This is a genomic window from Teichococcus aerofrigidensis (assembly GCF_054073225.1).
Genome location: NZ_JBSXMU010000019.1, coordinates 1 through 25,782 on the forward strand (window position 1 = coordinate 1; position 25,782 = coordinate 25,782).

24 protein-coding genes are annotated in these 25,782 nt (G+C 72.1%); 4 read left to right on the forward strand and 20 right to left on the reverse strand.

The window, feature by feature from the left end; genetic code table 11:
• Nucleotides 1-48: 48 nt before the first annotated feature.
• The 16 genes from ACVMLK_RS06670 to ACVMLK_RS06745 form a co-directional block, all read right to left on the reverse strand.
• Nucleotides 49-1,194: a glycosyltransferase family 2 protein gene (locus tag ACVMLK_RS06670; protein WP_457485942.1), complete on the reverse strand. Its 1,146-nt coding sequence runs from the start codon at nt 1,192-1,194 to the stop codon at nt 49-51.
• The gene (locus tag ACVMLK_RS06675) at nt 1,191-2,048 is read right to left on the reverse strand and encodes a lysophospholipid acyltransferase family protein (protein ID WP_457485943.1); all 858 of its coding nucleotides are present in this window, start codon (nt 2,046-2,048) and stop codon (nt 1,191-1,193) included. Before ACVMLK_RS06675 ends, ACVMLK_RS06670 begins: the two co-directional genes overlap by 4 nt.
• Complete coding sequence (locus ACVMLK_RS06680; protein ID WP_457485944.1) at nt 2,045-3,730, reverse strand: phytoene desaturase family protein; 1,686 nt, start codon at nt 3,728-3,730, stop codon at nt 2,045-2,047. Before ACVMLK_RS06680 ends, ACVMLK_RS06675 begins: the two co-directional genes overlap by 4 nt.
• Nucleotides 3,727-5,316: a phytoene desaturase family protein gene (crtI, locus tag ACVMLK_RS06685; protein ID WP_198365269.1), complete on the reverse strand. Its 1,590-nt coding sequence runs from the start codon at nt 5,314-5,316 to the stop codon at nt 3,727-3,729. The genes ACVMLK_RS06680 and crtI overlap by 4 nt, the downstream gene beginning before the upstream one ends.
• A gap of 121 nt (nt 5,317-5,437) precedes the next feature.
• Nucleotides 5,438-6,445: a UDP-glucose 4-epimerase GalE gene (gene galE / locus ACVMLK_RS06690; RefSeq protein ID WP_198365270.1), complete on the reverse strand. Its 1,008-nt coding sequence runs from the start codon at nt 6,443-6,445 to the stop codon at nt 5,438-5,440.
• A gap of 150 nt (nt 6,446-6,595) precedes the next feature.
• Nucleotides 6,596-7,417, reverse strand: a complete 822-nt coding sequence (locus ACVMLK_RS06695) for an exodeoxyribonuclease III (RefSeq protein ID WP_422922552.1) — start codon at nt 7,415-7,417, stop codon at nt 6,596-6,598.
• Nucleotides 7,418-7,509: 92 nt separating this feature from the next.
• Nucleotides 7,510-8,193: a fumarylacetoacetate hydrolase family protein gene (locus ACVMLK_RS06700; RefSeq protein WP_457485945.1), complete on the reverse strand. Its 684-nt coding sequence runs from the start codon at nt 8,191-8,193 to the stop codon at nt 7,510-7,512.
• 143 nt (nt 8,194-8,336) lie between these two features.
• The gene (locus ACVMLK_RS06705; RefSeq protein WP_457485946.1) at nt 8,337-8,795 is read right to left on the reverse strand and encodes a RidA family protein; all 459 of its coding nucleotides are present in this window, start codon (nt 8,793-8,795) and stop codon (nt 8,337-8,339) included.
• Nucleotides 8,796-8,826: 31 nt separating this feature from the next.
• Nucleotides 8,827-9,882, reverse strand: a complete 1,056-nt coding sequence (locus ACVMLK_RS06710; RefSeq protein WP_457485947.1) for an alanine racemase — start codon at nt 9,880-9,882, stop codon at nt 8,827-8,829.
• 78 nt (nt 9,883-9,960) lie between these two features.
• Nucleotides 9,961-11,055, reverse strand: a complete 1,095-nt coding sequence (locus tag ACVMLK_RS06715; protein WP_457485948.1) for an endo-1,4-beta-xylanase — start codon at nt 11,053-11,055, stop codon at nt 9,961-9,963.
• 193 nt (nt 11,056-11,248) lie between these two features.
• A complete protein-coding gene (gene atpC / locus ACVMLK_RS06720; RefSeq protein WP_457485949.1) occupies nt 11,249-11,662 on the reverse strand; it encodes an ATP synthase F1 subunit epsilon in 414 nt (137 codons plus the stop codon).
• A 22-nt stretch (nt 11,663-11,684) separates the two neighbouring features.
• On the reverse strand, nt 11,685-13,112 hold the full coding sequence (gene atpD, locus ACVMLK_RS06725; protein WP_232477106.1) for a F0F1 ATP synthase subunit beta: 1,428 nt from the start codon (nt 13,110-13,112) through the stop codon (nt 11,685-11,687).
• Between the two features lie 17 nt (nt 13,113-13,129).
• A complete protein-coding gene (locus tag ACVMLK_RS06730) occupies nt 13,130-14,020 on the reverse strand; it encodes a F0F1 ATP synthase subunit gamma (RefSeq protein WP_457485950.1) in 891 nt (296 codons plus the stop codon).
• Between the two features lie 22 nt (nt 14,021-14,042).
• Nucleotides 14,043-15,578 (reverse strand): F0F1 ATP synthase subunit alpha, encoded by a 1,536-nt coding sequence (gene atpA, locus ACVMLK_RS06735; protein ID WP_457485951.1) that lies wholly within the window; start codon nt 15,576-15,578, stop codon nt 14,043-14,045.
• Entirely contained in the window at nt 15,578-16,162 is a 585-nt protein-coding gene (locus ACVMLK_RS06740) for a F0F1 ATP synthase subunit delta (protein WP_422923130.1), read from the reverse strand. The genes atpA and ACVMLK_RS06740 overlap by 1 nt, the downstream gene beginning before the upstream one ends.
• A gap of 252 nt (nt 16,163-16,414) precedes the next feature.
• On the reverse strand, nt 16,415-18,649 hold the full coding sequence (locus ACVMLK_RS06745; protein WP_457485952.1) for a primosomal protein N': 2,235 nt from the start codon (nt 18,647-18,649) through the stop codon (nt 16,415-16,417).
• A gap of 72 nt (nt 18,650-18,721) precedes the next feature.
• Here ACVMLK_RS06745 and fsa point away from each other — a divergent pair, with 72 nt between their 5' ends.
• From fsa to ACVMLK_RS06760, 3 genes are read left to right on the forward strand one after another with little or no spacing between them, the layout of a single operon-like run.
• A complete protein-coding gene (gene fsa, locus ACVMLK_RS06750) occupies nt 18,722-19,378 on the forward strand; it encodes a fructose-6-phosphate aldolase (protein ID WP_198366522.1) in 657 nt (218 codons plus the stop codon).
• A gap of 34 nt (nt 19,379-19,412) precedes the next feature.
• The gene (locus ACVMLK_RS06755) at nt 19,413-20,012 is read left to right on the forward strand and encodes a hypothetical protein (protein ID WP_422923124.1); all 600 of its coding nucleotides are present in this window, start codon (nt 19,413-19,415) and stop codon (nt 20,010-20,012) included.
• Nucleotides 20,009-20,932 carry a tyrosine recombinase XerC gene (locus ACVMLK_RS06760; protein ID WP_457485953.1) on the forward strand — a complete coding sequence of 308 codons (924 nt, stop codon included), beginning with the start codon at nt 20,009-20,011 and terminating at the stop codon, nt 20,930-20,932. Before ACVMLK_RS06755 ends, ACVMLK_RS06760 begins: the two co-directional genes overlap by 4 nt.
• A 66-nt stretch (nt 20,933-20,998) precedes the next feature.
• Here ACVMLK_RS06760 and ACVMLK_RS06765 read toward each other — a convergent pair whose 3' ends face one another.
• The 4 genes from ACVMLK_RS06765 to lpdA all read right to left on the reverse strand — a co-directional run bounded on the left by ACVMLK_RS06765 (nt 20,999) and on the right by lpdA (nt 24,496).
• Complete coding sequence (locus tag ACVMLK_RS06765) at nt 20,999-22,150, reverse strand: methyltransferase domain-containing protein (RefSeq protein ID WP_457485954.1); 1,152 nt, start codon at nt 22,148-22,150, stop codon at nt 20,999-21,001.
• Between the two features lie 94 nt (nt 22,151-22,244).
• The gene (locus tag ACVMLK_RS06770) at nt 22,245-22,556 is read right to left on the reverse strand and encodes a PGPGW domain-containing protein (protein ID WP_198366518.1); all 312 of its coding nucleotides are present in this window, start codon (nt 22,554-22,556) and stop codon (nt 22,245-22,247) included.
• Between the two features lie 13 nt (nt 22,557-22,569).
• On the reverse strand, nt 22,570-23,043 hold the full coding sequence (ybaK, locus tag ACVMLK_RS06775; RefSeq protein ID WP_457485955.1) for a Cys-tRNA(Pro) deacylase: 474 nt from the start codon (nt 23,041-23,043) through the stop codon (nt 22,570-22,572).
• Between the two features lie 61 nt (nt 23,044-23,104).
• Nucleotides 23,105-24,496 (reverse strand): dihydrolipoyl dehydrogenase, encoded by a 1,392-nt coding sequence (gene lpdA / locus ACVMLK_RS06780; RefSeq protein ID WP_457485956.1) that lies wholly within the window; start codon nt 24,494-24,496, stop codon nt 23,105-23,107.
• Between the two features lie 217 nt (nt 24,497-24,713).
• On the opposite strand from lpdA, the gene ACVMLK_RS06785 reads away from it, so the two are divergent.
• Nucleotides 24,714-25,712 (forward strand): tripartite tricarboxylate transporter substrate binding protein, encoded by a 999-nt coding sequence (locus ACVMLK_RS06785; protein ID WP_457485957.1) that lies wholly within the window; start codon nt 24,714-24,716, stop codon nt 25,710-25,712.
• Nucleotides 25,713-25,782: the final 70 nt, after the last annotated feature.

The window sequence follows — 25,782 nt, forward strand, 5'->3', positions numbered from 1 at the left end:
CGGCCAGCCCGGCCCCCACGACATGCACCGGCAGCCCGCGGGCGCGCGTCATGCCATGCCCGCCGGCGCGCCGCCGGGAGGATCGCCCGAGGTGCCGCCCGGGGAGGCGCCGTAGCGCCGGCCCTTCCAGGTCGGCGCGCGCCCCAGCAGCGGGGCGGACAGGGCGTACCACTGGATCGCCAGCGCCGTGGCGACGGTGGCGGGGTGCAGCGGCACCGTCCACCAGGGCTCGCGCATGCGCCACGTGATGGCCGCGCGCAGGCCGAGGGAGAGCAGCACGGCCAGCAGGGCGCGGGGGTCCGGCAGCAGCGCCCAGGGCAGCAGGTGTGCGCCGCCGAGCACCAGGGTCCAGACCGGCAGGCCTATCGGCGTCGCCATGCCCTCCCGCGCGTTCTTGGCGAAGCCGCCCCAGGCGTCGCGCAGCCCGTGATACATGCGGCATCGCGCCAGGCGGCTGCCATCCACCACCTCGGTGCGCAGCCCGGCGGTGCGCAGCCGGCGGGCGAGGGCCAGGGCGTCGTGCAGGATGCCGGGCGCCGCCGCATGGCCGCCGGCGGCGCGATAGGCGCGCGCCTCGACCAGCACCAGCTGGCCGCAGGCGGCGGCCAGGGCCGGGCTCGCGGTGAAGGCGCGGCCGCCGCCGGGCAGGTAGCCCAGCATCAGCAGGTTGATGGCCGGCACGGTCAGGCCCTCGCCCAGGCTTCCCATCTCCTGGCGCGGCACGCCGCTGACCAAGGCGAGGTCCCGCTCCTCCGCCCGGGACGCCAGGGCGGCGGCGGCGGTGGGGCCGAGGCGCACGTCGGCGTCGATGAAGAGCAGGTGCGTGCCGCGCGCCGCCTCGGCCAGCCGGGCGCAGGCGTGTACCTTGCCCGTCCAGCCGGCGGGAAGCGGTGGCGCCGCCAGCAGGCGCAGGCGCGGCTCGCCCGCCAGCATCCCGCGCACGATGGCGGCGGTGCCGTCGCGGCTGCCATCGTCCAGCACCACCACCTCGATCGCCGTGCCGGTGCTGGCCAGGGCGGCGGTGACGCAGCGGGCGATGCGCGGCGCCTCGTCCCGCGCCGGGATCAGGATGGAGACCAGGGTGCCGGGCGGCGGCGTGCCGCGGGCGCGCGGCAGGCCGCGCAGGTTCCCCGCCGCCATGACGGCCGGCAGGGCGGCGAGGCCGAGCGACAGCCAGCCGGCCAGGGCGCTCAAGGGCCGGACCCGGCGCCGGGTCCGCCGCCAGGCTGGTGGTGAGGAGGCTCGTGGGGGCGGGACTCATGTCGCGGATCGAAGCGGCGGCCGGCCGTCCAGGCCCGCGCGCGCCGCCAGAGGTCGTAGATCCCGCCCATGCCTTCCCCCCCCTGCTGCACCAGTACGAAGCGGGCCGGGTCGCGGCTGACGGCGTGCTCCGCCAGCCGGTCCATCGCCGCCGCCAGGGCCCCGGCGAGGGCCGCGGCCCGCTCAGGCCGAGGCATGGCGCGCAGCGCGGCGCCTGACAAGGGCGGACCGAAGCCGGCCAGCATCTCGGCGCGGCGCTCGGTCCAGAAGGGGTATTCCAGGGCGAGCGGCAGGAAGGCGGCGTCGGGGGCCAGCTCGGCCAGCCGCACCAGGCCGGGCGCGATCGGCACCGGGCGCTCGCGGACATCGGCGAAGCGGCCGGGGGCGTTCATCCAGAGCATGGCCTCGGGCCGCGCCAGCACGCCCCCGGCGGTGCGCAGGAAGGCGACGGCGCCGCGCGGCGAATCGCGCTCGACGCCGAAGACGCCGATGCGGCGCATGAAGCCGTAGCGGGCCAGCGCCGCCGCCTCCATCGGGATGACCATCGGCCGGCCGGGGAAGAGCCGGCGCGAGAGCAGCATGAAGGCCACCCCGTCCCACCAGGAGGCGTGGCTGGCATAGACCACCAGCGGCACGCCCGGCGGGGGCGCCGGCCGGGCATCGCGGGCCAGCCGCAGGGCCCGCATGTGGCGCCGGGCGAAGCGGGTGAAGACAAGGTCGAAGAAGGCGATCCGGCGCCGGGAATAGAGCGCCAGGGGGTCCTCGCCGTCGGGGCCGCCGGGTTTCATTCCGCCGCCAGCGCCGCCTCCCGGCCCTGCTCGCCGGCGTCACGCTCGCTGGCATCCCGCTCGCTGGCATCCCGCTGGCCGGCCCGCTCCGCCGCCGGGCTCATGCCGCGCCCGCCGAGATCCCGGTCCAGCGCGTCGGCGGCGATCCAGCCGGACATCATCACCATCGGCATGCCCGGCCCCGGATGCGCGGCGCCGCCGGCGAGGTAGAGACCCTTCACCCCGCGCGCCCGGTTGCCCGGCTTGAAGGCGCCAGTCCAGCGGCCGTGGCTGGCCAGGCCGTAGATGGCGCCGTCCAGGACCTTGTAGCGCTCGTGGATGTCCTGCGGCGTCAGGTGCCGCTCCACCACGATGCGGCGCTCGATATCCTCGAGCCCGGCGGTGCGCTTCAGCTTGTCGAGGATCACCTGCCGGTAGGCCGGCAGCATCCGGGACCAGTCCTGGCCGGGACGCAGATAGGGCGTGTGCACCAGCACGTAGAGCGCCTCGCCGCCCTCGGGCGCGACAGTGGGGTCGGTGGCGGCGGGGGCGGCGAGGTAGGCGGTGGGGTCGGGGGCGGGGATGCCCTTCCGGTAGATGGCGTCGAACTCCTCCTCGGCATCGCGCGAGAAGACGAAGTCGTGGTGCGCCAGATGCTCGTAGCGGCGGTCGAGGCCGAGATAGAGCACCACGCCCGAGCAGGCCGGCTCGTGCTTGCGGCGGTGGTAGCGGCGGGCCGGGGCGCCGCCGACCAGCTCGGCATAGGTGCGGATGGCGTCCATGTTGGAGATCACCGCATCGGCCGGGATGCGCTCGGCCCCGGCGATCACGGCGCGCACCATGCGGCCCCCGGCGGCGTTCTCGATCTCCAGCCCCGTGACCTCGCAGCCCAGGCGGAGATCGACGCCGAGCTCGCCGGCGACGCGCGCCAGCCCCTCGGCCACCGCGCGGGTGCCGCCGCGTGGATACCAGATGCCCTCGGCCGCCTGCATGTCGCCGATGCCGCAGAGCACGGCCGGCGCCAGATAGGGCGAGGAGCCGACATACTGGCAGTAATGATCCAGCATCTGCGCCAGCCGGGCGTCCGGCACATGGCCGCGGATCACCCGGGCCACCGTCTGGCCCATGCGCAGCGCCAGCACCTCGCGCAGCGTGTCGGGGCGGAGATTGGCGCGGAAGTCGAGCGTGTCGGCGATGCCCTCCACCGGCTTCCAGAAGAAAAACTTCTCCGAGATGCCGTGCAGCTCGCGGGCGACGTCCTGGAAGCGGCGATAGCCCGCGCCATTGCCGGGCGCGAAGCCCTCCATGGCGCGGGCCATGGCGCCGACATCCTGCATCAGGTCGATGCGCGAGCCGTCTTCGAAGAAGCAGCGCCACTGCGGGTCGAGCCGGAGCAGCGGCACCTCCGCCGCCGGATCGCGTCCGGCCTCGGCCAGGATGCGGCGGAGCACGCGCGGCATGGTCAGGATGGTCGGGCCCATGTCGAAGCGGAAGCCGCGCGTGTTGCCCCCCTCCGCGCCGGAGGCCTCCCCTCGGGCTCCCCCTCGGGTTCCTCCTGGGGCCGGCAGGTTCAGCACCGCCGCCTTGCCGCCGAGCCAGGGGTTCTTGTCCAGCAGGGTGACGCGGTGGCCGCGCGCCGCCGCCACCACCGCCGCGGCCAGCCCGCCCAGCCCGCCCCCGATCACCACCACCCGCGCGCTCATGCCGTCAACTCCCGTGAGGCCTCCGCCTGTCTCCCCTCCAGATCCGGCGGCAGGGCGGTGGGGATGCCGCCCAGGCCGAGGTCGCGCGCCAGCAGGTCGGCGCTGATGCGCGCGCCTTCGTAGATCACCGGCAAGCCGCTGCCGGGATGCGTGCCGCCGCCCACCATGTAGAGCCGCTCGGTGTCGGCGAAGCGGTTGCCGGGGCGGCGGTGCAGCATCTGGCCGAGATCGTGCGCCAGGTTGAAGGTGGCGCCGAAGCCCACGGCATAGCGCGATTCCCACTCCTCCGGCGTCACCATGCGCTCGTGCCGGATGCGCGACTCGATGTCCGGCAGGCCGAGCGCGGCCAGCCGCCGCAGGGCGAGCGCGCGGAAGGCGGGAGCGGCCCGCGACCAGTCGATGCCGGCGCGCAGGTTGGAGACCGGCACCAGCAGGTAGAGGCTGCTGTGCCCGGCGGGCGCCATGCCCGGATCGGTGGCGACGGGATTGTGCAGATAGAGCGAAGGCTGAAGCGGCAGGCTGCCGCCCTCGATCTCGCGCAGGTTGCCGCGGTAGTCGCCCGAGAGCAGCACGGTATGGTGGGCGAGGTCGGGGAAGCGGCCTTCCACGCCGAGATAGAGCATGAAGGTGGAGCAGGAATAGCGCGCCTCGCGGATGCGCCGGTCGGACCAGCGGCGGCGCAGCGCGTCGGGGATCAGCCTTGGCGCGGCATGGGCGAAGTCGGCGTTCATCACCACGGCGTCCGCCGCCAGCACCGCCCCGCCGACCCGCACGCCGGTGGCGCGGCGGCCCTCGAAGACGATCGATTCGACCGGGCAGCCCAGCCGGATCTCGGCGCCCAGCCGGCCCGCGACGCGCGCCATCGCCGCCGCCACCGCGCCGCAGCCGCCGCGCGGGTGAAACACGCCGTGCTCGTATTCCAGGAAGGAGAGGATGGTGAAGAGGCTGGGGCAGCGGAACGGGCTCATCCCCAGATACTTGGTCTGGAAGGAGAAGATCAGCCGTGTGCGCGGATCGCGGAAATGGCGCTTCAGCTCGGCATCCACCGAGAGATGCGGCCGCAGATGCGGCAGGGCGCGCAGCATGTCGCGCCCCAGCAGGTCGGAGGCCGAGGCGAAGCCGCGCTCCAGCACGGGGCGGAAGGCGGCGAGCTTCTCGCGGTTGGCGGCCATGAAGCCGGCCAGGGCGGCGCCGTCGCGCGGGTCGAGCTTGCCGATCTCGGCCGCCATCCGCGGCAGGTCGGGCGTCGCGTCGATGGTCGGGCCGCCCTCGAAGACCAGCCGGTACTGCGGGTCGAGCCGCTCCATCGGCGCCTCGGCCCCGAGATCGGCGCCACAGGCGGCGAAGATCTCCGCCAGGATGCGCGGATACAGGAAGAAGGTCGGGCCGAGATCGAAGCGATAGCCTTCTGGCGTCTCCAGGATGCGGCTGCGCCCGCCGACGACGGCATCCTTCTCGAGCACGGTGACGCGGGCACCGCGCGCCGCCAGCAGCATGGCGGCGGCCAGGCCACCGGGCCCGGCACCGATGACGACGACATGGGGCCGGGAGGCCGGAGGGTGGCCCGATCTGGAGAAAAGCTTCATGCCGGCCGCGTCCACCTCTCTGCCTCAACCAGGGGGAGGTGCGGACGGGCGGGGATTTGCCAAGGGTGATGCGCGACTCACGCTTCCGTGATGTCCGCTGGTTTCCCCGGCCGGGCGGCGGTCAGGCGGCGCGGGCCACCCGGTCGCCGTAGCCCTCGGGGCGCGCCACCCGCCAGGCCCAGGCGGTGCGGACGATGTCGTCCAGCGCCGCGTAGCGCGGCGTCCAGCCGGTCTCCTCGCGCAGCCGGGCGTTGGAGGCGACAAGCACCGCCGGGTCGCCCGCGCGGCGCGGGCCGAAGCGGTGCGGCACCGGGCGGCCGCCGACGCGCTCCACCGCCTCGATCACCTGCTTCACCGAGTAGCCGCTGCCATTGCCCACATTGTAGCGCAGGCTGCGGCCCTCCTTCAGCACGTCGAGCACCCGCAGATGCGCGTCGGCGAGGTCGGTGACATGCACATAGTCGCGCAGGCAGGTGCCATCCGGCGTGTCGTAGTCGGTGCCGAAAACCGTGAGCTCCGGGCCGCGGCCGAGGGCGGCGTCGATCGCCAGCGGGATCAGGTGCGTCTCGGGGGCGTGGTCCTCGCCGAGGCGGCCCTGCGGATCGGCGCCGGCGGCGTTGAAGTAGCGCAGCGCGGCGGATTTCAGCCCATGCGCCTGATCGGCCCAGTCGAGCGCCGTCTCGGCCATCAGCTTGGACTGGCCATAGGCCGAGGCGGGCAGCAGCCGCGCCGTCTCGTCGATCGGCACGGTCTCGGGGTAGCCGAAGAGCGCGGCGGTGGAGGACAGCACGAAGCGCAGGCAGCCCGAGCGCGCCGCCTGCTCGGCGAGCGTCGCGGTGTTGGAGAGATTCTCCCGGAGGTAGCGCATCGGCTCGCGCATGCTCTCGCCGACGAGGGATAGGGCGGCGAAATGCAGCACGCCGTCGAAGCTCCAGCCGGCGAAGACCTCGGCCACCCGCCGCTGATCGGCCAGGTCGAACTCGAGCAGCTCCACACCCGGCGGCAGGGCGGCGCGATGGCCCTGCCGCAGATCGTCGATGACGACCACCGTGTCGCCGCGCTCGACCAGGGCGAGCACGACATGGCTGCCGACATAGCCGGCGCCTCCGGTGACGAGGTAACGCGCCATTCGGGATCCCTTCCTTACTGGGTCAGCTGCCAGGCTCGGCGCGGAAACTCTAGCGACATGCTGCGATGCAGCGCAGCGAATTTTCCGTGTGCGCCCGAGCCGAGCGGGAGGTTGCCAGGAGTTGATAACGGATTGCAACCTTGAGTTGCGTCAGGCCGCCGTTTTGCTTAGATCAAGCTCGACCATGACCGGCACGTGGTCGCTGGCCTGCGGCCATCCGCGCGCGGCCTTGAGCACCGTCCAGCCGGTCAGGGCGGGGGCCAGGTCGCGGCTGACCCAGACATGGTCGAGCCGCCGGCCGCGATCCGCCGCCTCCCAGTCCCGCGCCCGGTAGGACCACCAGGTGTAGAGCTTCTCGCTCGGCGGCACGAAATGGCGCAGCGCATCGTACCAGTGGCCGGCCTGCTGCCAGGCGGTGAGCGCCTCGACCTCGACGGGCGTGTGGGAGACGATCTTCAGGAGCTGCCGGTGGCTCCAGACGTCGTGTTCCAGCGGGGCGATGTTCAGGTCGCCCACCAACACGCTGCGCCGCGACGGGCCACGCGCCCGGTTCCAGGCCGCCGCCTCGGCGACGAAGTCGAGCTTGTGGGCGAATTTCGGATTCAGCGCCGGGTCGGGGATGTCGCCGCCGGCGGGGACATAGAAGTCATGCAGCTCCAGCCCCCCCGGCACGTCGAGGTCGACGCCCAGGTGCCGGCAATCGCCCTTGGCGCACCAGTCCGGGTCGTCGCCGCGCGGGGTGAAGGGAATGCGCGAGAGGATGGCGGTGCCGTTGTAGCCCTTCATGCCGCGCACCGCCCGGTGGCCGAAGCCCAGGGCCGCCACGCCCTCGTGCGGGAACAGCTCGTCCGGGCACTTGGTCTCCTGCAGGCAGAGCACGTCCGGCTCCAGCGCGCGCACGAGATCGGTCAGCAGCGGCAGGCGCAGCCGGACCGAGTTGATGTTCCAGGTGACGATGCGGAGCTTGGACATGGGCGCAGCAATAGGCGCGGGCGAGGGCGGGAAAAAGGCGCCGCCTCAACAAAAGAGGGCCGGCGGCGCCCCACCGCCGGCCCGTGGCCGGATCAGACCAGCCGGGTGCGGACCGTGCCGACGCCCTCGACCTCGCCTTCCAGCACGTCGCCCCGCACCACGGCGGCGACGCCCTCCGGCGTGCCGGTCATGATCAGGTCGCCGGGCGCCAGGGTGACGAGACGCGAGAGGTTGGCAATGATCTCCGGCACCGACCAGATCATCTTCGACAGATCGCTGCTCTGCCGCACCTGCCCGTTCACCTTGAGCTCGATCCGGCCTCTGGAGGGATCGACGCCCTCGGCCCGGACGATCGGGCCGATCGGGCAGGACTGGTCGAAGCCCTTGGCCATGTCCCAGGGCTTGCCGGTCTTCTTGGCCTGGGCCTGGAGGTCGCGGCGGGTCATGTCGAGGCCGGCGGCGTAGCCCCAGACATGCTTCAGCGCCGCCGATTCCGCGATGTCCTTGCCGCCGGTGCCGATGGCGATGACCAGCTCCATCTCGTGATGCAGGTCGGAGGTGGCGGGCGGATAGGCCGTGTCGGCCCCGCCGGTCACCACGGCATCGAAGGGCTTGGTGAAATAGAAGGGCTGCTCTCGCGTCGGATCGCCGCCCATCTCGCGGGTATGCTCGGCATAATTGCGGCCGACGCAGAAAATCCGGCGAACGGGAAAGCTGCCGCCGCCCTGCACGGGGACACTGGCGGCGGGGGGGGCGGCAATGACGTGGTCGGACATGGATTCCTCCGTCTCGGGAGCCGGAGCTTAGACCCGGTGGCGGAGGCGCGAAATGGGGGGAGGGGCGCGGAAAGGACGGGGCCCCCCCCCGGGGGGGGGGGGGGGCGGGGGGGGGGGGGCGCCCCCGCCCGGCCCCCGCCGCCTCAGTCCAGGATGCGGATCACCGCCTCGATCTCGACCGGCACGTCCGAGGGCAGCGAACCCATGCCGACCGCCGAGCGGGCATGCCGGCCGCGCTCGCCCAGCACCTCGACCATCAGGTTCGAGCAGGCGTCGATCACCTTGGGCTGCTGGCCGAACTCCGGCGTGGCGTTCACCATGCCGAAGATCTTCAGCATCTCGACCTTCTCCAGCGAGCCCGCCGCCACCTTCGCGACCGCCAGAAGGTGCAGGCCGCAGAGGATCGCGGCCTTCTGCGCCTCCTCCACGCTCATCCCGGCCCCCACCTTGCCGGCGATCACCGTGCCATCGGCCAGGCGCGGCACCTGGCCGGAGAGGAAGGCGATGTCGCCGGCGCGGCGGAACGGCACGTAGTTGAACAGCGGCTTGCCGACGGTGGGCAGGGTGTGGCCCAGGGCGGCCAGGCGGTCTTCGGCGCTCATCGTGAACTCCTCTCGTGTCACTCGGGTCGTGTCACTGGCTGCGGCCGCGCGCCGCCACGTCCCAGAACTCCTGGAAGGCGCCGCCGCGCGTCACCGCGATCCGGTCGTGCAGGTTGCTGACCGGGCAGACGTGGTTGGGAATGACCCGCAGGCGCTGGCCGATCTCGGGCTTCCGGTCGCAGCCGGAGAGATCCACCATGCCGTGCTCCTCGCTCATCTTCTCCAGCCGGGCGCCGGGATAGTCGGGGAAGTAGCCATGCCCCTCCTGCGGCCCCGCCGGCATGATGTCGGCGGCGAAGGTCTTGGAGCCGGCATCGATGATGGCGCGGTGCGGCTCGGGGCGGCTGATCACCGTGACATGCAGGGCGAAGGCGCAATCCTCCCAGCCGGCATGGCCGGCGGCGACCTGCATGCGGTCGTTGTAGATATAGGTGCCGACGCGAAGCTCGGTGACGCGCGCCATCTCGTGCGTGCGGAAGGCATTGGGCGTGCCGCCGCCGGAGATGATGGCGGGCTCCAGCCCCTCCGCCTTCAGCCGCGGCAGCAGCTCGCGCAGGATCTCGCCGGTGCGCGGGCTGACCGGGTAGTTCATCAGCCCGTCATAGCGCAGCCCTGGGGTCTCGCGGATGCGCCGGGCCAGCTCCACCACGCCGTCGATGCTGGTGACGCCGGTGCGGCCATTGCCGGAATCGAACTCGACCAGCAGGCCGATCTCAGCCCCCTGCCGGGCCGCCTCCGCGGCGGTGGCGACGGCGACGGGATTGTCCACCGAGACCCGCATCCGCACGCGGCGGGACAGCGCCGCCAGCCGCTCCGCCTTGCCGGCGCCGAGCAACGGATAGGAGATCAGGATATCGTCCAGCCCGGCCGCGGCCATGACCTCGGCCTCGCCCAGCTTCTGGCAGGTGATGCCACGCGCGCCAAGCTCCACCTGGTGCAGCGCCAGGCGCGGGATCTTGTGCGTCTTGATATGCGGCCGCAGCGCGATGCCATGGGCGTCGCAATAGGCCTGCATGCGCTTCAGATTGGCCTCGACGATATCGAGGTCGACGACCGGCACGGGGGTTTCGAGAGTGGCGAGGTCCATGGGCGCTCCAGCATCTGCGGCGCGCAGGAAACACCCGGCCGGCCGCCTTGTCTGCCCCCCGCGGCCCGCTTTCCGCCCTCACCCCCCCTGAAAGGCCCGCGCCAGGGCCTGCCACAGGGGCTTGCGCCGCCATTCCTCGTCCAGCGGCAGGCCGCGATGGCTGCGATCCGGCCCCAGCGCCACCGCCGGCTCCTGCCGCAGCCAGGAATACCGATCGGACAGGCCCCAGGCCAGCACGCTGCGCGCGCCACCCTCCAACGCCGTGGAGACGAAGGCATAGGCCCGCTCGGCCACCAGCGCGTCGCGCGCCGGGAGGGAGGCCGGCGCGTCCGGCGCCTCGCGGATGTCCATCTCGGTGATCAGGACGGCCAGGCCCATGCGCCGCAGCTCGGCCAGGAAGGCGGCGAAGGGGGCCGGGCTGAAGGGGCGCCGCAGTTGCAGATGGGCCTGGATGCCCACCGCGTCGAGCGGCGCGCCGCGCTCCAGCAGGCCGCGCAGAAGGGCGAGCAGCCGCCGGCGCTTCTCGGCGGCGTCGGGCGTGTCCTCCTCGATGCCATACTCGTTGAGGGTGAGGCGCAGGGTCGCATCGCGCTCCCGCGCCATGCGCAGGGCGGTGTCGATATAGGCGGGCCCCAGGGCGCGCAGCCAGGGCGTGTCCCGCAGCGTGCCCTCGCCCGCCTGCGGCACGTCGCTGCCGGGAGGATTGGCGACGGGTTCGTTGACCACATCCCAGTCGCGGATCCGCAGCCGCGTGTGCGCGAGGACCTTGTCGAAATGCGCCGCCATCACCGACAGCGCGCGCTCGCGCCCCTCGGCCAGCGCCCGGCCGAGCCAATCGGGCATGGCGTTGTGCCAGACCAGCGCATGGCCCCGGACGGGCATCGCCCGCTCCTGGGCCCAGGACAGCAGGCCATCCAGCGGCGCGGTGTCGAATCGGCCTTCCTCCGGCTGCAGATCGGCCCACTTGGCCTCCCATTCCGGAACCAGCAGGCCGGCCTCGGCGGCGAAGGCCGCGGCATAGGCGGCATCCCCGGTCAGCAGGCTGTGCTGGGCGGCGGCGCCGAAGGTGATGCCGCGGGCGCGGGCGATGGCGGCCAGCCCCCCGGCGGCGGGCGCCGCCAGGGCCGGAGCGGCCGTGGAAAGGCCGAGAAGGCCCAGGCCGCGGCGGGTCACGGGGGCAGGCAAAGCCGGCTCCCTGTCCCGCTGGCTGTCTCGATCGTCATGCCGTCCACCCTAGCATCATGCCAGGGGAGCGCGAGGAGATTCCACGACCTTGGGTTGTGATCCTCTCCCTGCCCCGCCGGACATGAAAACGCCGCCCGCTGGTGGCGGACGGCGCTGCCGGACCGGAAAGAGGGGCGCGGGCTCAGGCGGCCTCGGCGGCCGTCTCCATCTCGCGCGCGGCGAGGAGGCGATCCATCGCCGCCTCGCGCACTTCCGGCGCCTCGCCGGACGCTGCCTGGTTGTAAGCCGCCTCGGCCTCCCGCACGCGGGCCGAGGCCTCGGCGCGGGAGAGCTGGGCGACCGGCGTGGCCTCGTCGGCCAGTACCGTCACGCGGGTCGGCGTGATCTCCACGAAGCCGCCCATGACGAACAGCTTCTCGGTGATCTGGCCGTTCTCCTGCACCTGGATGACGCCGCCCCGGAGGGCCACGATCATCGGTGCCATGCCGGGCAGCACTCCCATCTCGCCCTCCGCCGCCGGGATGATGACCATCTCGACGGGGCGGGAGAGGAGGAGCTTCTCCGGGCTGACCAGTTCCAGGTTGAAGGTCGCCATGGGTCGGTTCCCCCTCGGATGCTCAGGCCGCGGCCTTGAGGCTCTCGCCCTTCTTCACCGCGTCCTCGATGGTGCCGACCATGTAGAAGGCGGCCTCGGGGAGGTGGTCGTACTCGCCCTTGCAGATGGCGGCGAAGGAGCGGACCGTGTCCTCGATCTTCACGAACACGCCCGGCGTGCCGGTGAAGACCTCGGCCACATGGAAGGGCTGGGAGAGGAAGCGCTGGATCTTGCGCGCGCGCGCCACGATCAGCTTGTCGTCCTCGGACAGCTCGTCCATGCCCAGGATGGCGATGATGTCCTGCAGCGACTTGTAGGTCTGCAGGATCCTCTGCACCTCGCGGGCGGTGTTGTAGTGCTCGTCGCCGATGATGCGCGGGTCGAGGGCGCGGCTGGTGGAGTCCAGCGGGTCCACGGCCGGGAAGATCGCCTGCTCCGCGATGGAGCGCGACAGAACCGTGGTCGCGTCCAGGTGGGCGAAGGAGGTGGCGGGCGCCGGGTCGGTCAGGTCGTCGGCGGGCACGTAGATGGCCTGGACCGAGGTGATCGAACCCTTCTTGGTCGAGGTGATCCGCTCCTGCAGCGCGCCCATGTCGGTGGCCAGCGTCGGCTGGTAGCCCACGGCGGAGGGGATGCGACCCAGCAGCGCCGAGACCTCGGCGCCCGCCTGGGTGAAGCGGAAGATGTTGTCGATGAAGAACAGGACGTCCTGGCCCTGCTCATCACGGAAGTACTCCGCCATCGACAGGCCCGACAGCGCCACGCGCGCGCGGGCGCCCGGCGGCTCGTTCATCTGGCCATAGACCAGCGCCACCTTGGAGCCCTCGGTGGTGTTCTCGCCCAGCTTGATGACGCCGGCGTCGATCATCTCGTGGTAGAGGTCGTTGCCCTCGCGGGTGCGCTCACCGACGCCCGCGAAGACCGACACGCCGCCATGGCCCTTGGCGATGTTGTTGATCAGCTCCTGGATGGTCACGGTCTTGCCGACGCCGGCGCCGCCGAAGAGGCCGATCTTGCCGCCCTTCAGGTAGGGGGCCAGCAGGTCGATGACCTTGATGCCCGTCACCAGGATCTCGGCCGCCGTCGCCTGCTCGTCGAAGGCCGGAGCCTCGCGGTGGATGGTGTAGACCTTGTCGTGCGGGACCGGGCCGCGCTCGTCGATCGGCTCGCCGATGACGTTCAGGATGCGGCCCAGCGTGCCCTCGCCCACCGGCACGGCGATGCCCTTGCCGGTGTCGACCACCTCGGTGCCGCGGACCAGACCGTCGGTCGTGTCCATGGCGATGCAGCGCACGGTGCGCTCGCCGAGCTCCTGCGCCACTTCCAGCACCAGGGTGCGGTCGCCGATCTTGGTGGTCAGCGCGTTCATGATGAAGGGCAGTTCGGAGGGGAACTGCACGTCCACCACGGCGCCCAGGACCTGGGTGACCTTGCCAACGTTGTTCTTCATGGCAGTGCTCATTCCCCTCAGAGTGCCTCGGCCCCGGAGATGATCTCGATCAGCTCGCTGGTGATATTGGCCTGGCGGGTACGGTTGTAGGTCAGGGTCAGCTTGTTGATCATCTCGCCCGCGTTGCGCGTGGCGTTGTCCATCGCGTTCATCTGGCTGCCGTAGAAGCCGGCGGTGCTGTCCAGGATGGCACGGTAGATCTGGATGGCCAGGTTCTTGGGCAGGATCTGCGCCAGGATGGTGGCCTCGTCCGGCTCATACTCGTACCACGCGCCCACCTCGCCCGGGGCCTCCGCCGCCTCCTTCGCCGCCGGCAGCTCGGCCGGGATCAGCTGCTGCGCCGTCGGCACCTGGCTGATGACGTTGCGGAAGTGGTTGAAGACCAGCGTGCAGACATCGAACTCGCCCGCCTCGAGCATGGCGGTGACGCGGGTCGCGATCTCCTGCGCCTCCTCGAAGCCGACGCGCTTCTTGCCCTGGAAGGACACCTCGCCGACGATGCGGGAGGCGAAGTCCCGCTTCAGGTAGGCGGCGCCCTTGCGGCCGACCGCCAGCACCTTGACGGTCTTGCCCTGGGCCTCGAGCTCGCGGATGCGGTTGCGCGCGAAGCGGCCGACATTGGTGTTGAAGGCGCCCGCCAGGCCACGCTCGCCGGACACCACGATCAGCAGGTGCGTCCTGTCGCCGCCGCTGCCGACCAGGAGCTTCGGCGCGTCCGGATTGCCGGCCACGGCCTGGCCGAGCGAGGCGAGCATGCGCGCCATCCGCTCGGCATAGGGGCGCGCCGCCTCGGCCTGCTGCTGGGCGCGGCGGAGCTTCGCCGCCGCGACCATCTTCATCGCCTGGGTGATCTTGCGGGTCGACTTGACGCTGTTGATGCGTCCCCGCAATTCCTTGAGGTTGGCCATGGATCGCTCCCTGGACCCGCCTTCAGGCCGAGAAGGACTTGGCGAAGTCGTCCATGAAGGACACCAGCTTCGCCTCGTTCTCCTTGGTGATCTCCTTCTTGTCGCGGATGCTCTCCAGGATCTCCGGCGCGTTCGCCTTGACCGAGGACAGCAGCTGGGACTCGAAGGCGCCGACCTTGGAGACCTCGATCCGGTCGAGGTAGCCGCGCACGCCCGCGAAGAGGGACAGTACCTGCTCCTCGACCGGCACCGGCTTGTACTGCGGCTGCTTCAGCAGCTCGGTCAGGCGCGCGCCACGGGCCAGCAGGGCCTGGGTGGAAGCGTCGAGGTCGGAGGCGAACTGGGCGAAGGCCGCCATCTCGCGGTACTGCGCCAGCTCCAGCTTGATCTTGCCGGCCACCTGCTTCATCGCCTTGATCTGGGCGGCGGAGCCGACGCGGCTGACCGAGAGGCCGACGTTCACGGCCGGGCGGATGCCCTTGAAGAACAGCTCGGTCTCCAGGAAGATCTGCCCGTCCGTGATGGAGATCACGTTGGTCGGGATATAGGCGGAGACGTCGCCGGCCTGGGTCTCGATCACCGGCAGGGCGGTCAGCGAGCCGGCGCCGAAATCGTCATTCATCTTCGCCGCGCGCTCGAGCAGGCGCGAGTGCAGGTAGAAGACGTCGCCCGGATAGGCCTCGCGGCCCGGCGGGCGGCGCAGCAGCAGCGACATCTGGCGGTAGGCCACGGCCTGCTTCGACAGGTCATCGTAGAAGATGACCGCATGCATGCCGTTGTCGCGGAAGAACTCGCCCATGGCGCAGCCGGTATAGGGCGCCAGGAACTGCATCGGCGCCGGGTCGGAGGCGGTGGCGGCGACGATGATCGAGTATTCGAGGGCGCCGTTCTCCTCCAGCGTGCGCACGAGCTGCGCGACGGTGGAGCGCTTCTGGCCGACGGCGACGTAGATCGTGTAGAGCTTCTTGGCCTCATCGCCCGAAGCGTTGATCGGCTTCTGGTTGATGATGGTGTCGATGATGACGGCCGTCTTGCCGGTCTGGCGGTCGCCGATGATCAGCTCGCGCTGGCCGCGGCCGATCGGGATCAGCGCGTCGATCGCCTTGATGCCGGTCTGCATCGGCTCGTGCACGGACTTGCGCGGGATGATGCCCGGCGCCTTCACCTCGACCAGCGCCTGCTTGACGTCCGTCAGCGGGCCCTTGCCGTCGATGGGATTGCCCAGGCCGTCGACCACGCGGCCGAGCAGGCCCTTGCCCACCGGCACGGAGACGATGTCGCCGGTGCGGGAGACGGTGTCGCCCTCGCGGACCTGGCGGTCGTCGCCGAAGATCACGACGCCGACATTGTCGGTCTCGAGGTTCAGCGCCATGCCCTTCAGGCCGGCTCCGGGGAACTCGACCAGCTCACCGGCCATGACATTCTGCAGGCCGTAGACGCGGGCGATGCCGTCGCCCACGCTCAGCACGGTGCCGACTTCGGCAACATTCGCATCGGCATCGAAGCCGGCGATCTGCTGCTTCAGGATCTCCGAGATCTCGGCGGGACGGATTTCCATCAGGCGGCCCCCTTCATGGCATATTGCAGGCGTTGCAGCTTGGACTTGATAGAGCTGTCGTAGAGGCGGGAGCCGAGGCGAACGACCAGGCCACCCAGCAGGGTGGGATCGACGCGCTCGACCAGCTTCACGTTGGAATAGCCGGCTTCCGTCAGCCGCGCCGCGAGCTGCGTGCGCTGGGTGTCGGTCAGCGGATGGGCGGTGGCCACCTCGGCGGTCTGCTGCCCGCGCTGCTCGGCGAGGAGCGCGCCGAAGGCGGCGATGACCGACGGCAGGGAGGGCAGGCGCCGGTTGGCGATCAGCACGCCGATCAGGTTGCGGACATCGCCGCTGATGCCGACCCGGTCGAGGACCGCGAAGGCGCCGCGCCGCTGGGCGCTGGCGTCCAGGCGCGGATCCTCGATGAAGGCGCGGAAGGGCGCGTCGTTCTGCCAGAGCTCCTGGAGGCGCTCCAGGTCGGCGGCGACCGCGTCCACCGACTTCCTGTCCTTGGCAAGTTCCAGCAGCGCCAGCGCGTAGCGCTGGGACAGGCCGGAGGGATGATGCGTCGCGTTCGGCGAGACGTTGGTCGCTTCGGAGGCCACGGAGAATCCCGTTCTCTTGCTTTCCCGGCGTCCCCCCGCGCATCCGAGCGGCCCCTGCGGGCATCCCCTGACGGCGATTGGACATGAAATCGACGCGTCGGGCAGGCCCGTCGCGGCGCGCCGGCATTAACACGGCTTGTCGCAGGGCGGCAACGGGGGGTAGGACGGATTCGTTACCGCACGTTCACCGTGCGCACCTGTTTCCGCCCCTCCGTATCGCAGGGCGCGCAAGACCGTGGCGGAGAGCAACCGTCACAGGAAGCTTACGGGATCGACATCCACCTGCACGCGGACCGAGGCGGGGAGCGGCACCCGGGCCAGCCAGGCCCGCAGCAGCGGCTGCACCATCACCTCGCGCCGGGCCTTCAGCAGCAGCCGCCGCCGGTGCCGCCCGCGCAGCAGGGCGAGCGGCGCGGGGGCCGGGCCCAGCACCTCCACCCCCTCGGCGCGTGGCGCGGCAAGCCCGAGGTCGCGCGCCGCCCGGTCGGCCTCCCGCTCGTCCTCGGCGCTTATGATCAGCGCCGCCAGCCGGCCGAAGGGCGGCCAGTGCCCGGGCCGGCGCTGCTCCGCCTCGGTGGCCATGAAGGCGTCGAGGTCGTTGGCGACGAGGGCCTGCAGCACCGGGTGGTCCGGGTTCCAGCTCTGCAGCAGCACCCGCCCCGGCGCCTCGGCACGCCCGGCGCGGCCCGCCACCTGGTGCAGCAGCTGCACCGTCCGCTCGGCGGCGCGCAGGTCGCCCCCGGCCAGGCCAAGATCGGCATCGACCACGCCGACGAGCGTCAGATGCGGGAAATGCCAGCCCTTGGCGACGATCTGCGTGCCGATGATCAGGTCCACCTCGCGCGCGGCGATGGATCGCGCGGCCTCGGCCGCCGCCAGCGGGCCGGGAATGGTGTCCGAGGCCATGACCAGCCGCCGCGCCTCGGGGAACAGCTCGGCCGCCTCCTCCTGCACCCGCTCCACGCCGGGGCCGAGCGGGGTCAGGCTGCCCTCGGCGCCGCATTCCGGGCAGGCGGGCGGGATCGGCTCGGCATGGCCGCAATGGTGGCATTGCAACCGGCGCTGCAGCCGGTGCTCGACCAGCCAGGCGGTGCAGTTGGGGCAGCGCAGGCGGTGGCCGCAGGCGCGGCAGAGGGTCAGGGGCGCGTAGCCGCGGCGGTTCAGGAACAGCATGGCCTGCTGCCCGGCGGCCAGCGTCTCGCGCACCGCGGCGACCAGGGCCGGGCTCAGGAAGCGCCCCCGCTCCGGCGGCGCCACGCGCTGGTCGATGACCACGACCTCGGGCAGCGCCGCGCCGCCATGCCGCGTCGGCAGGTGAAGGGCGGCGTAGCGGCCGCTCTCGGCGTTCACCAGCGTCTCGAGGCTGGGTGTCGCGGAGACCAGGGCGCAGGCGGCCCCGGCCAGCCGGGCACGCACCACCGCCATGTCGCGCGCCGAGTAGACGACGCCGTCCTCCTGCTTGAAGGCGGTCTCGTGCTCCTCGTCCACGACGATCAGGCCGAGCTCGGGATAGGGCAGGAAGAGCGCCGAGCGGGCGCCGACCAGGACCGCGACCTTCCCTTCCGCCACCGCCCGCCAGGTGTCGCGCCGCCGCCGGCTGCCGAGCTCCGAGTGCCAGAGCGCCGGCGGCACCCCGAAGCGGGCCTCGAAACGCTCCAGCCACTGGGTCGAGAGGGCAATCTCGGGCAGGAGCACCAGCGCCTGCCGGCCCTGCGCCACGCATTCGGCCACCGCCTCCAGATAGACCTCGGTCTTGCCCGAGCCGGTGACGCCGGTCAGCAGGGTCACGCCGAAGCCTCGCGCCGCGACGGCGGCGCGCAGCGCCGTGGCGGCCTCCGCCTGGGCCTCCCCCAGCGCCGGGCCGGGGCGCCGCGGATCCGGCGCCGGGAAGGCCTGGCCCGGCGGCAGCAGGGCGCTCTCCAGCAGCCCCGCATCGGCCATGCCGCGCACCACGCCGGGAGAGACGCCGGCCTCGGTGGCGACCTCCCCCGGCGGATGGACCTCGCCGGGCTCCATCACGTCCAGCACGCGGCGGCGGCCCTCGGTCAGCCGCGCCGCCGCCTCCCCGCGCTTGGCCCGCGCGCCCAGCGGCGAGAGGCGCCAGCCCGCCTTCGCCGCCGGCGGCTCCAGCGCCGAGGGCGCGCTCATCGCCATGCGGAGCACCGCGCCGGGCGGGCTCAGCGTATAGGCCGCCACCCAGTCGACGAAGCGGCGCAGGCTCTCCGTCATCGGCGGCACATCGAGCACCGACTGGATGTCGCGCAGCCGCTTCTCGGACAGGTCGGGATCGGCCTCGCCATCCCAGACCACGCCGATCATCAGCCGCCCGGACAGCGGCACGACGACGAAGCTGCCCCGTTCCGGCGGCACCATGCCGGCCGGCACGCGGTAGTCGTAGGCGCCGGCGAGCGGCAGGGGCAGCAGCACGGGCAGACGGGCCATCGCTCCCTTCTCCGCCGCGCCGGACTTTCGTTCAACACCCGGCATCCGCTATGCTGCCCCGCAGGAACGAAAACGCAACGGCGGCGGGACACCCGCGGCCCCCACGGGATTCCCAGCATGAAGTTCTTCGTCGACACCGCCGAGGTCTCCGAGATCCGCGCCCTCGCCGAGCTCGGCATGGTCGACGGCGTCACCACCAACCCCTCGCTGATCGCCAAGTCGGGGCGGCGGATGGCGGAGGTGATCGCCGAGATCTGCGAGATCACCCCCGGCCCGGTCTCGGCCGAGGTGACCGCGACGGATTACGAGGGCATGCTGGCCGAGGGCCGCTACCTGCGCGACATCGCCCGCAACGTCGCGGTCAAGGTGCCGCTGACCGAGGCCGGGCTGCGCACCTGCCGCGCCCTGTCCAACGAGGGCACGCCGGTCAACGTCACCCTCTGCTTCTCGGCCGCCCAGGCGCTGCTCGCGGCGAAGGCGGGGGCTGCCTACATCTCGCCCTTCGTCGGCCGGCTGGACGACATCGCCCAGGACGGCATGCAGCTGATCGCCGACATCGTGCAGATCTACCGCGCCTATCCGGCGCTGCGGACCGAGGTGCTGGTCGCCTCGGTGCGGCATCCGGTCCATCTGGTGCAGGCGGCCAAGCTGGGCGCCGAGGTGGCGACGCTGCCCCCCGCCGTGATCCGCCAGCTCATCCGCCACCCGCTGACCGATCGCGGCCTGGAGGCCTTCCTGGCCGACTGGAAGAAAACCGGGCAGAGCATCCTGTGAGGCGGGGCGCCTGACCCGGCCCGGCCCTGCCGCCGTGAACCCGGATGCCGTCGCCGCCTGGCTGCGCGACCATCCCGGCTTCCTGGCGGAACGGCCGGATCTCTACCGGATGCTGGCGCCGCCGCGCCGCGTCCATGGCGAGACGCTGACTGACCACATGGCGGCGATGCTGGCCGCCGAGCGCGCCGCGACGCGCGACATGGCCGATGCCCTGCGCGAGGGCGACGGCTTTGCCGCCCGCATCCGCGCCGCCATCCTGGCCCTGATCGCCAGCCATGAGCCGGCCGAGACGGTGCACCAGGAATGGCCCGCCCTGCTCGGCCTGGCGCATTGCGCCCTGGCCACGGAGGACTTGCCCTCGGCGCACCGGCTTTTCCTGCCGGCGGGCAGCGTCGCCCGGCTGATGCCGGCCGGCCGCGACGCGCTGTTGCGCACCAGGCCGACCGACCTTTCCCTGCTGCATGCCGAGGCCGCCGGGCTGATCACCTCCGACGCGCTGGTCCGCGTTCCGCTGCCTGGCCCTCCCGCCCTGCTGGTGCTGGGCGCGCGCGGCGTGGCGGACCTGCCGGCGCGGGGCAGCGCGGCGCAGCTGCTCTTCCTCGCCCGCGCCCTGGCCACGGCGCTTTTGCGATGACGGAACCCGCGACCGGGCTGGCGGCGCGCGAGCAATGGCTGGACTGGCTGGCGCGCGAGCGGCGCGCCAGCCCGCACACCCTGGCCGCCTATGGCGCCGATCTGGCGGACTTCCTGGGCTTCCTCAGCCGGCATCTCGGCGGCGAGCCGGACCTTGCCGCGCTGGCAGCGCTCCGCCCCGCCGATCTGCGCGCCTTCCTGGCCGAGCGGGCGATGCGCGACGGTGTCGGCAATGCCACCCGGGCGCGGCAACTGGCGGCGATCCGGGGCTTCCTGCGCTTCCTGGCCCGGCGCCATGGAATGACGCCCGTGGCGCTGGCGGGGCTGCGCGGCCCCCGGGTGGTCCCCCCCGCGCCCAGGCCCTTGACCGCCGAGCAGGCGCGGGAGGTGGCGCGCGACGCCGGCAGCGTAGAGGCCGACCCCCTGCTGGCGGCGCGGGACCAGGCCCTCTTCACCCTGCTCTACGGCTGCGGCCTGCGGATCTCCGAGGCGCTGGGGCTGGATGTGCGGGACGCGCCACGGGCCGGCATCGGCCTGCGGATCCGCGGAAAGGGGCAGAAGGAGCGCGTCGTCCCGGTCCTGCCGGCCGTGGCGGAGGCCGTGGCGGCCTATCTGCGCCTGCGCGGCCATCCCTCAGCCGATCAGCCCCTGTTCCTCGGCGCGCGGGGCGGCAGGCTGGATGCGGCGGTGGCGCAACGGGCGCTGCGCCACTACCGGCGGCTGGCCGGCCTGCCGGAGAGCGCCACGCCGCATGCGCTGCGCCATTCCTTCGCCACCCATCTGCTGGGCGCCGGCGCGGATCTCCGCGCCATCCAGGAACTGCTGGGCCATGCCAGCCTTTCCACCACCCAGCGCTATACCGGCGTGGATGCCGCCCGGCTGCTGGACAGCTGGCGGAAGGCACATCCGCGGGCCGACTAGAGCAGATCCCGATCAGGTCGAAGGACCTGATCGGGTGAGGATGCTCGCAAGAACAAATGCTCTAGCTCATCCGCCATGCGCCTGGGGCGCGGTGGAGGAGCCGAGGCGCTCGCCCTTCGCCAGGGCGCCGGGCTGCGCCGACGCGGCCGCCGGGATGGTATCGTGGTGCTGCCCCCGCAGCCGGCGCCAGGGGGAGAGGAGGCGCCAGAGGCGCGAGGCCCGCATCGCCGCGAGTTCCGCCAGCACGGCCGCCTTCTCCTGCTGCAGCGCGGCGAGCTGAGGGGCCAGCTCGGCGCGCACCCGCTGCTCGGCCCGTTCCTCGCGTGCCCGCGCCAGGGCTTCATGCTCCGCCTCCCGCTCCGCCGGCGTGGGAGCCGCGACGGTCGCCGCCGCACGTGGTGGCAGGTCGGCGCAGGCCTCCCGCATGCGGCGCCAGCTCGCGGCGGCGGCGGCGGGGTCATCGCTGACCTCCATGGCCACGGTGAAGTCCACCTCGTCGGGCGCGGTGTCGAAGAACCGCTCGCAGCTGAACCGCACCAGGCCGAGCCCGGAGGCACGCTCCATCAGCCCGGCGAAGGAGGCGGGGGTGAAGACCCAGCAATGCACGTCGTGATAGGTGCCGTTCTCCAGCACATCCTGCCCGATGCGCTGGGCCAGGCCGAGATCATGGATGCGCGGCAGGCTTTCCGGGTCCGGCGACGCCTGCCAGGCCTGCCGCGCATCGAGGGTGACGGCTTCCAGGATGTGATCCAGCAGCGCCGGCAGCTGCGGCACCCGCGCCTTCACGAGGCTGGCGTGGAGGGCGTCCGACAGGCGGCTCTCGCGCCGGAGATAGTCGAAGGTGAAGCGCCGGTCCGGCACCACCAGCCGCAGCTTGCCGCCGGGACGGAGCACCGAGCGCGCCTCCTCGAGCCAGCCCAGCAGGTCCGGCACATGCTCGATGAGGTGGGAGGCCAACAGGTAGTCGGCCGTCACGCCCTCCCCGACGGCCTCGCGCAGCGTCTTGTCGCCCCAGACCGCGTCAACCTCGACGATGTTCTCGACATCGATGCCGGGGCGCCCGGCGTACTTCGCGCGCAGGCCCGCCGTGTCGATGTGATCGACATAGATGATCCGCCCCTCGGCGCGCGTCACCAGCGGCGAGGCCAGGGGGCCGACCTCGATGCCCAGGGAATTCCTCAGGTCCAAACCCGCCAGAACATGATCGCGGCAGCTCATCCGAGGTCCCCATATGGATAGTTGGCGCAGTTTCGAGGGGGAGATCGCGCCAAGTCAATGGCGGGTGGCGACAACTCCCCGAGGCGGCCCGGCCTCAACCCAGCCCCAGGCGGCGGCGCAGCCGGCCCCCGGTCTCGCGACACCACCGCAGCATCTTCGCCTCCACCGCGGCCAGGGAGTCCAGGCGTCCCGGCCAGCGGCGATCGCACCAGGCGAGGCAGCGCTGCGACCAGACATACTGCTCCCGCAGCACGAAAAGGCCCAGCAGCAGGAAGATCGTCCCGTTCAGCAGAGGCAGGATCAGGCCGATCACGCCCAGGAGAAGGAGGCTCCACCCGGCAAGCCGGCGTTTCCAGGACGGGCGGAGAGCGACCATGCTCCGCAGATGGCCCGTCCGGCCCGCCATCTCAAGCCGGAGGTCATGCGATCAGCGGGGCCGCCCGACCGCCCAGCGCCGCCAGGGCCGCGGCGGGATCGAGCCGGAGCTGCAGGCCGCGCTGCCCGCCATTGACGAAGATGTAGGGCTCGGAGAGCGCGGAGGCCTCGATGGCCACCGGCACGGCGCGCCGCTGGCCGAAGGGGCTGATGCCGCCGACGTGATAGCCGGTGATCCGCTCCGCCTCGGCCGGGCTGAGCATCCGCGCCTGGCGGCCGCCAAAGGCCGCGGCCAGCCGCTTCATGCTGGCCTCGCGGTCCGAAGGGATGACGACGCAGACCGGCCGGCCGTCCACCGCCGCCATCAACGTCTTGAGTACCCGCGCCGGCGGCTCGCCGATGGCGCCGGCGGCGTGGAGGCCGATGCTTGCGGCCTCCGGATCATAGGCATATTCGCGGAGGGCGAAGGCGATCCCCGCCCTGTCGAGGGCCTGGGTGGCCCGGGTCACCCTGGACATGCCGCATCGCCTCCCGGGCGCGGGGGAGATCCCTCCCCTGCCCCGTCTCGAATGTCCCGCCTCAGATGTGCAGAGGCCGGCCGTCCACGGCGAGCGCCGCCTCCTTCACCGCCTCCGACAGCGTTGGGTGGGCATGGCAGGTGCGCGCCACATCCTCGGCGCTGGCGCCGAATTCCATGGCGATGGCGACCTCGGCGATCAGCGTGCCGGCATCCGGGCCCAGGATGTGGCAGCCGAGCACCCTGTCCGTCTCCTTGTCGGCCAGGATCTTCACGAAGCCGTCCGTGTCACCCATGGCGCGGGCGCGGCCATTGGCCATGAAGGGGAACTTGCCGACCTTGTAGGCCTGTCCGCGCGCCTTCAGCTCCTCCTCGGTCTCGCCCACGCTGGCGATCTCGGGCCAGGTGTAGACGATGGCGGGGATCACACCGTAGTTGACGTGCCCGGCCTGCCCGACCAGCCGCTCGGCCAGGGCGACACCCTCATCCTCGGCCTTGTGCGCCAGCATCGGCCCGGCGATGACGTCACCGATGGCGTAGACGCCCGGAACGTTGGTGGCGAAATGCCTGTCGGTCTTCACCCGGCCGCGCTCGTCCAGCTCGACGCCGGCCTCGGCGAGGCCCAGACCCTCGGTATAGGCGCGGCGGCCGATGGCCAGCAGCACCACATCGGCCTTGACCTCCTCGGCCGCGCCGCCGGCGGCGGGCTCGACGGTCAGCGTCACGCCATCGGCCGACTTCGCCGCGCCGGTCACCTTGGACTTCAGCCGGAACTTGATGCCCTGCTTGGTCAGGATCCGCTCGAACTGCTTGGCGGTCTCGGCGTCCATGCCGGGCACCAGGCGGTCGAGATATTCGATCACCGTGACCTCCGCGCCCAGGCGGCGCCAGACGCTGCCCAGCTCCAGCCCGATCACGCCGCCGCCGATGACCACGAAATGGCCCGGCACCTTCTCCAGCTCCAGCGCGCCGGTCGAGGTGACGATCTGCTTCTCGTCCACTTCGACGCCCTTCAGCGGCGCGCTGTCGGAGCCGGTGGCGATGACGATGTTCTTCGTCTCGTAGGTCTGGCCGGCAACCTCCACCTTGCCGGCGGCGAGGATCTTCCCCTTGCCTTTCAGCCAGGTGATCTTGTTCTTCTTGAACAGGAACTCGACGCCCTTGGTGTTGGCCGTCACGACCTCGCCCTTGCGCGCCTGCATGCGGGCGAGGTCGAGCTTCACGCCATCGACCAGGATGCCGTGCTCGGCGAACTTGTGCTTCGTCTCGTCGAAGCTTTCCGAGGATTGCAGCAGTGCCTTGGAGGGGATGCAGCCGACGTTGAGGCAGGTGCCGCCGAGCGTCTCGCGCTGCTCGACGCAGGCCACCTTCAGCCCGAGCTGCGCGGCCCGGATGGCGCAGACATAGCCGCCGGGGCCGGCACCGATGACAATGACGTCGAAGCTCTCGGACATGGGCAAGCACCCTTGGCTGACAGGAGGATGAGACGAAGCAGAACTGGCCGGCAAACTGGCCCGCCAGCGCCCGCGCGGCAAGGGGGTGGCGGCGACGCGCCACCATTCGCAGGTGCCGGTGAAGGCGCGACTCCTCCTGTTGCGGCGCGGGCAAGGCTTCTGCCAATCTGGCGCGCAGAAGGAGGCGCCGTGAAGGCGCCCTGATGGGAGACGATCCATGCCGTATCACCCCTTGCGCGCCCTGTCGCGACGCAGGCTGCTCGCCCTGTCCGGCGTGACGCTCGGCGCCGCCTCGCTGAGCCGCCCGGCCCTGGCCCAGGGCCGCTTCCCCGACCGGCCGATCCGCCTGATCCTGCCCTGGCCCCCCGGCGGCTCCTCGGACGCGCAGATCCGTTCCCTGGCCGACCTCGCGACCCGCACCCTCGGCCAGCCCGTGCTGATCGAGAACCGCTCGGGCGCGCGCGGCCTGTTGGGGGCGCAGCAACTGCTGCAGGCAGCGCCCGATGGCTATACCCTGTCCCAGCACCATCTCTCGGTGCTGCGGCACCCTTTCCTCACCCGCGCCAAATCCTGGGACCCGGTGGAGGATTTCACCCCGGTCATCGGCCTCACCGGCTGGCTTTTCGGTGTCGTCGTCCGCGGCGACAGCCCCTACAAGGACTGGGCGAGCTTCGTCGCGGCGGCCAAGGCGAAGCCGGGTCTGCTGACCTACTCCACCAGCGGCATCGGCACGACGAACCACATCGCCATGGAGGATCTGTGCTCGCGGGCCGGCATCGAGCTCACCCATGTGCCCTTCCGGGGCACGACGGAGGGCGTCACCGCGCTGATGGGCCGGCAGATCGACAGCATCGCCGACAGTTCCGCCTGGATGCCGCAGGCCGAGGCCGGCACCTTCCGCGCCCTCTGCGTCTGGACCGCCGAGCGGGTAAGCCGCCTGCCGGACGTGCCGACATTGCGCGAGCTGGGCCACGACATGGTCGTGACCTCGCCCTACGGCATCGCCGGGCCGAAGGGGATGGACCCGGGCGTGGTGCGCGCGCTGCACGACGCCTTCCGCACCGCCCTCTTCTCGCCCGAGAACACCGCCATCCGCGACCGCTGGGACATGCCGCTCGCCTATCTCGACAGCGAGGCCTATCGCGACTTCGTGGTGCGCCGCGCCGCCTATGAGAAGGAGATGGTGACGCGGCTCAATCTCAGCATCGATTCCTAAGCCCGGACAGCAAAACGGCCAGGACCGCGCGCGGCGATCCTGGCCGTGAGGGCAGGCCGGGGACAGCCCC

Coding starts and splice junctions, on each gene's coding strand:
- ACVMLK_RS06710 (WP_457485947.1), bottom strand. CDS start 9,882: ATGGACCTCGCCACTCTCGAAACCCCCGTGCCGGTCGTCGACCTCGAT.
- ACVMLK_RS06700 (WP_457485945.1), bottom strand. CDS start 8,193: ATGTCCGACCACGTCATTGCCGCCCCCCCCGCCGCCAGTGTCCCCGTG.
- atpD (WP_232477106.1), bottom strand. CDS start 13,112: ATGAAGAACAACGTTGGCAAGGTCACCCAGGTCCTGGGCGCCGTGGTG.
- galE (WP_198365270.1), bottom strand. CDS start 6,445: ATGGCGCGTTACCTCGTCACCGGAGGCGCCGGCTATGTCGGCAGCCAT.
- ACVMLK_RS06745 (WP_457485952.1), bottom strand. CDS start 18,649: ATGCCGGGTGTTGAACGAAAGTCCGGCGCGGCGGAGAAGGGAGCGATG.
- ACVMLK_RS06730 (WP_457485950.1), bottom strand. CDS start 14,020: ATGGCCAACCTCAAGGAATTGCGGGGACGCATCAACAGCGTCAAGTCG.
- ybaK (WP_457485955.1), bottom strand. CDS start 23,043: ATGTCCAGGGTGACCCGGGCCACCCAGGCCCTCGACAGGGCGGGGATC.
- ACVMLK_RS06675 (WP_457485943.1), bottom strand. CDS start 2,048: ATGAAACCCGGCGGCCCCGACGGCGAGGACCCCCTGGCGCTCTATTCC.
- ACVMLK_RS06785 (WP_457485957.1), top strand. CDS start 24,714: ATGCCGTATCACCCCTTGCGCGCCCTGTCGCGACGCAGGCTGCTCGCC.
- ACVMLK_RS06770 (WP_198366518.1), bottom strand. CDS start 22,556: ATGGCGGGCCGGACGGGCCATCTGCGGAGCATGGTCGCTCTCCGCCCG.
- atpC (WP_457485949.1), bottom strand. CDS start 11,662: ATGGCGACCTTCAACCTGGAACTGGTCAGCCCGGAGAAGCTCCTCCTC.
- atpA (WP_457485951.1), bottom strand. CDS start 15,578: ATGGAAATCCGTCCCGCCGAGATCTCGGAGATCCTGAAGCAGCAGATC.
- crtI (WP_198365269.1), bottom strand. CDS start 5,316: ATGAAGCTTTTCTCCAGATCGGGCCACCCTCCGGCCTCCCGGCCCCAT.
- ACVMLK_RS06765 (WP_457485954.1), bottom strand. CDS start 22,150: ATGAGCTGCCGCGATCATGTTCTGGCGGGTTTGGACCTGAGGAATTCC.
- ACVMLK_RS06705 (WP_457485946.1), bottom strand. CDS start 8,795: ATGAGCGCCGAAGACCGCCTGGCCGCCCTGGGCCACACCCTGCCCACC.
- ACVMLK_RS06760 (WP_457485953.1), top strand. CDS start 20,009: ATGACGGAACCCGCGACCGGGCTGGCGGCGCGCGAGCAATGGCTGGAC.
- ACVMLK_RS06680 (WP_457485944.1), bottom strand. CDS start 3,730: ATGAGCGCGCGGGTGGTGGTGATCGGGGGCGGGCTGGGCGGGCTGGCC.
- fsa (WP_198366522.1), top strand. CDS start 18,722: ATGAAGTTCTTCGTCGACACCGCCGAGGTCTCCGAGATCCGCGCCCTC.
- ACVMLK_RS06695 (WP_422922552.1), bottom strand. CDS start 7,417: ATGTCCAAGCTCCGCATCGTCACCTGGAACATCAACTCGGTCCGGCTG.
- lpdA (WP_457485956.1), bottom strand. CDS start 24,496: ATGTCCGAGAGCTTCGACGTCATTGTCATCGGTGCCGGCCCCGGCGGC.